Genomic DNA, 5,192 nt, shown 5'->3' with positions numbered 1-5,192 from the left:
TCATGAATACTCTCTGCAACCAACTTAGCATGAGCTACAGCCTCAACAACAGTTCTAGCACCAGTAACAACATCACCAGATGCAAAAACCCCTTGCTTAGTAGTATGACCTATATCATCTATAACAAGCAGTCCATGTTTATTAGTCTCAAGATTTTGTGTATTAGAAACTATATTATTCTTTGGACTTTGGCTAACTGCTATTATTACAGAATCAGCTTCCATAAGTTTCTCAGAACCATCTATATTAACAAGTCTAACTTTTCCATCTTCACCTTCAACCTTTTTAGTATCTATAAATACAACACCTTCATCAACGATTTCCACAGGAGCCTTGAATAACTCAAAATCTACTCCTTCTTCTTTCGCATCATTTATTTCTGCATTAGTTGCTGTCATATCTTCGAAATCTTTTCTATATACAACTCTAACATCTTTCGCACCGTAATATTTAGCTGTTCTAGCTGCATCCATCGCTACATTACCAGCACCTATTATAACTACTTTTTCTCCTAATCTAAATGATTTTGGTGATTTTAAATAGTTAATTGCATAATGAACATGACCTAAACTTTCACCTTTTATACTTAAAGTTCTTGGATTCCATACTCCAGTTCCTATAAATATTGCACTGTATCCATCTTCTAATAATTTATCAATAGTTAAAACAGGACCAACTAAAGCATTGTATCTTATCTTAACATTTAATTCTAACAATCTTTCCTCTATATTATCTAAAATTTCTCTAGATAATCTAAAATCAGGTATACCGTATCTTAAAACTCCTCCAATTTCAGAGTTTTTCTCAAATATAGTTATTTTATATCCTTTTTTAGCAAGTACAAAAGCTAATGTTATACCAGCAGGCCCAGAACCAACAATTGCTATTCTATCATTAATTACATTCTCTTGTTTAAATTTTGCATTTTTTAAATATTCACTTGATATATATGTTTCTAACTCATGAAACTTAACTGGCTCACTTTTTACTCCTCTTATACAATTACCTAAACACTGATCTTCGTGAGGACATATTACACCGCATATTGCTGATAAAGGATTATTATTAAATAAAACTTCTCCAGCTTCTTCTAATTTTCCTTCTTTAAACATTTCAATTATATGTGGTATCGGTGTATCTATCGGACAGTTCTGTCTACATCTTGGCTTTTTACAAAGAAAACATCTGTTAATATCTTCGTTTATTTTGTTTAAATTTAATTCTTTCATGCTAATCCTCCTGATGATATGTTTCAATTTTATTTATTTAGAAATAACTAAAATTTATAATAAATACTATTTTACAAAAAATAATACAAATAATCACTCTAAATTTTTTAAGTTATATTTGTCTTAAAATTATCAATAGCAGTAAATTATGTATATACTTATTTTTTTATACAAAATAAATATATATTCTTTATAATATAAATCTAAATTAAGTCTTTTCCTAAATAATAAAACAATTTACTTTACTCCAGTTAAGTATAATAAAATCAATTATAAATATGTACTTATAATCTATTAAATAAAACGGAATATCTATAAATAGACTATTATATTTTTATTTAATATTTTTTATAACAAAAAAATTAGCGTAAACTTATATCTCTTTGTATAAGTTCACGCTAACTTACTTCTAACTACAAATTAGTTTTATTTGTGTGAAATACTAATTAGCATCCACATCCATCATCAAAACCAAATCCAGATGATGCACAAACTATTAATAATAATATTAAGAATGGTATCCATGCACATATATCTATGTCTACCCAAGTTTCACCAAATGCAAGGAATAAGAAGAATAATATTATTATCCACCAAGCTCCATTCCCAAAAAATCCTTCATCACCAAAAAATCTATCTAGCATAATTTTGTCACCCTTTTTTTATTTAGTCAAATTAATCTATACATCCACCACAGCTACAAAGTATTAATAGTATAATTAAGAATGGTATCCATGCCATCATATCCATTTCTTCCCAGCAATCTCCAAATGCTAAGAATAAGAAAAATAATACTATTATCCACCAAGCTCCTGCTCCAAAGAATCCTTCGTCACCAAATAATCTGTCTAACATTGTTGTATACCTCCTGTTGATATATATTTTAAGTTTTTATTTGCTGAGCTTTCGCTCTTAACATATAATATGCAAAACTTATTATTTGTGATAATAAATTTATGCTAGTTTTTATAAAAAAGACTATTTCTAAAGATAACTACTATTGCCAATTAATAAAATGACAATAGTAGTTTTTCTTTAAATAGGAATTACCTGTTCTTATAAAATGCTAACAACAACAATTGCAATCTGAAGTATTATCTATACAATTACAATCATCTCCTGGCATATTACAAGCACAAACTATTAGTAGTAGAATTAAAAATGGAATCCAGTCTGCTATGGATATTTCAGCCCAACATTCTTGGAAGGCTAAAAATAAAAAGAATAAAACTATGATCCACCATCCTGTTCCCCCTATACATTCAAACATTCTAGTTAGCCTACTATTCATGTAATTACCTCCCTTTGATTTAAAAGAGATAGCCTATTTTATGTAAATACGAGATGCTTATATTTTGGCAAAACTCTTCTATATATAATATGTTGTAAACATAAAAGTGTTATTACTTTTTTTAAAAACATCCTTTTATAAATAAATTTATTTATAAAAGGATGTCTTATTTAACTAACAGCAACAACCGTCATCTTCACCTATAAACATAAATAATACTACTAAGATTATTATCCATATTAGAGCTGAATCTTCACAGAAAATAAATTCTAATAAATCATCTCCAAATGAAAATAATATAAAAATCACTAATAACGGTAATAACCACCCTCCAAAATTAAATCCAGATCCTCCAAAGAAACGAGAATAATTAACTTCATTTGACATACTATCTACTCCTTTTTGATATTTAATAAGCTTATAACTTATTTACTTTAAAATATGATTATTATGTATAAAATGTTACATTTTCTACCATGATTTGTCTTAAATTTTGTAATCTACCCTTATTTTCTCCAAATAAAAAATTCCCTAAAGATTATTTAAATCTTAGGGAATTTTCTTTATTCATTATTTAATACTGGAGATAAAGATGTATCATTAAAAAATGTATTGGCATTGTATAAATACAACACTTCATTAACATTTTCTTGTTCCATTAATTTATCGATATCTTCGTAGTAGTATCTCGGATCAACCACTATAATTTTACTAAAATCATTTGTTAAGAATGGTATGAAGCTATTTGCATAAGAATCTTTAAATATAAGTAATGTCTTATTATTTTTAGACGAAGTTTTTATTTTAACTAAAGGATGATTTCCTTTTAAGAATACTTCATACTTGTCTTTTTGTCCTAAAGCTTCACTACTGTATAATGATGCTGATTTTTCTTGTTCTTCTATATAATTTACAACTACATGCTCCTCATTTTTAGCAGGTATATAAACTTGAACTTTATCTCCTTCCTTCACATCATATCCACTCTTAGATGATAATGCTCCAAAGAAATCATTTGATACTAATTGAACATTGTAATAATCATCTGTTTTTTTCTTTAGTCCCATATCTTCAGCTAATTTTTCATAAGAATAAAAAGCACCTAAACTTGTCCAGTGATGATCTGTTTTATAAAATATATACTCATCTTTGTGATTATTTAAAGTTTCATAAACATCCACAAATTTAATACTTGAAGTCAACCTTTCTTTGTACGATTTTAAATAAGATTCTTGATCTATTACTGGAGCACTATAAGGAAGTTTATCTTTTAATATACCTACTGACGTTGGTGAAATTAGCATATATTGCTTAACATCTTTATATCTCTTTGTAAAATTATCAATGGCTTGTAAATTTTGATTTACTGCTTCTTCATTAGGAACTGTAAAGTCTTCTATAAGATATCCATCTTTTCCTAAAAATACTCCATTAGCTTGATTTCTTCCTAATAGTTTGTCTACACTCATTTTTATATTAGTAAAGAAATCTCTTCCTATAAATTGGTCTACTACATAGTCTTCAAATTTAGAAGTAAATCTACCTTCTAATAATCTATCTATTGTAAAGTCAGGCTTTGTAGCTAAAATTCTATTTTCTGTCTCTGAGTAAGTCTTATCTTTAGTAATTAAATTCGCACATACAAATATTCCTATAAACAATATAAATATTACTGCACATGCTTTATAATAAGATTTTTTTAAAATTTTATTTCTATCTTTTTTTCTGTTATTCATAATTAATCTCGCCCTCCCCTAGAATCTAAAGTATAGGAACGGATTATAAGTTTCATTCACTAAATAAGCCGTAGCTAAAAATAAAATTAACATATATACAATTAAAGAAATATTAACGTATTTTGTTTGTGATTTAATTACAATATTATCTAATATCATTTTAACAATTGGTGTTGAACAGATTGCTAAAATAACAAACATTATTGCATTAGTATAGAGATAATAAACACCTGTATTGTCTATTAGTGGATTACTTCCTATACTAAACATAACTTTGATATAATTTATTGCCATAGTTAAATCTGTACTAGCAAAAAATACCCATCCTATAACTACTAATAATAATGTGTAAGCATGTTTTATAAAGTTTGGAATTTTCTCAAGTATGTTTTTAAATACCATTTTTTCTAATAATAGAATTATACCATAATATAATCCCCATACTATAAAGTTCCAACTTGCTCCATGCCAAAGTCCAGTTAAAAACCAAACTGCAAATATATTTCTGATTTGTTTTCCTAAGGAAACTCTATTTCCTCCAAGAGGTATATAAATATACTCTCTAAACCAAGAGCCTAGTGATATATGCCATCTCCTCCAAAACTCTGTAGCACTTTTAGATATATATGGGAAGTTGAAGTTTTCTGTAAAGTCAAATCCAAACATTTTTCCAAGACCTATTGCCATATCTGAATAACCACTAAAGTCAAAATAAATTTGGAATGTATAAGCAATTATACCTACCCATGCAGTTAATACTGACATATTACCTAAATCCATAGCTGATATAGCTGTCCAAACCATACCTATATTATTTGCAAGTAATACTTTCTTACCTAAACCTTGGATAAAACGTTCCACACCTTGTCCAAATTTTTCAAGAGATTCATCTCTATAATTTAATTGTTCTTCTATTGATTCATATCTAACAATAGG

General features: G+C 27.3%; 7 protein-coding genes. All 7 read right to left on the bottom strand.

Going from position 1 to position 5,192, the window contains the following annotated elements:
* On the bottom strand, nt 1-1,229 hold a 1,229-nt coding region (locus tag J7G74_RS09130; protein WP_297134412.1), incomplete at its 3' end, for an NAD(P)-dependent oxidoreductase.
* Between the two features lie 446 nt (nt 1,230-1,675).
* Nucleotides 1,676-1,873 carry a hypothetical protein gene (locus J7G74_RS09125; RefSeq protein ID WP_297134411.1) on the bottom strand — a complete coding sequence of 66 codons (198 nt, stop codon included), beginning with the start codon at nt 1,871-1,873 and terminating at the stop codon, nt 1,676-1,678.
* 31 nt (nt 1,874-1,904) lie between these two features.
* Complete coding sequence (locus J7G74_RS09120; protein ID WP_297134409.1) at nt 1,905-2,084, bottom strand: hypothetical protein; 180 nt, start codon at nt 2,082-2,084, stop codon at nt 1,905-1,907.
* Nucleotides 2,085-2,295: 211 nt separating this feature from the next.
* A complete protein-coding gene (locus tag J7G74_RS09115) occupies nt 2,296-2,520 on the bottom strand; it encodes a hypothetical protein (protein WP_297134406.1) in 225 nt (74 codons plus the stop codon).
* A 174-nt stretch (nt 2,521-2,694) separates the two neighbouring features.
* The gene (locus J7G74_RS09110; protein ID WP_297134404.1) at nt 2,695-2,907 is read right to left on the bottom strand and encodes a hypothetical protein; all 213 of its coding nucleotides are present in this window, start codon (nt 2,905-2,907) and stop codon (nt 2,695-2,697) included.
* A gap of 176 nt (nt 2,908-3,083) precedes the next feature.
* Complete coding sequence (locus J7G74_RS09105) at nt 3,084-4,256, bottom strand: DHHW family protein (protein ID WP_297134401.1); 1,173 nt, start codon at nt 4,254-4,256, stop codon at nt 3,084-3,086.
* 18 nt (nt 4,257-4,274) lie between these two features.
* The coding region (locus J7G74_RS09100; RefSeq protein WP_297134398.1) for an MBOAT family O-acyltransferase at nt 4,275-5,192 on the bottom strand (918 nt) is incomplete at its 5' end.

Origin of the sequence: Terrisporobacter sp. (genome assembly GCF_017888745.1) — a bacterium.
Lineage (GTDB): Bacteria > Bacillota > Clostridia > Peptostreptococcales > Peptostreptococcaceae > Terrisporobacter.
Note: the sequence above shows the minus strand (reverse complement) of the source record. Positions and strands in the feature narration are given on the sequence as shown.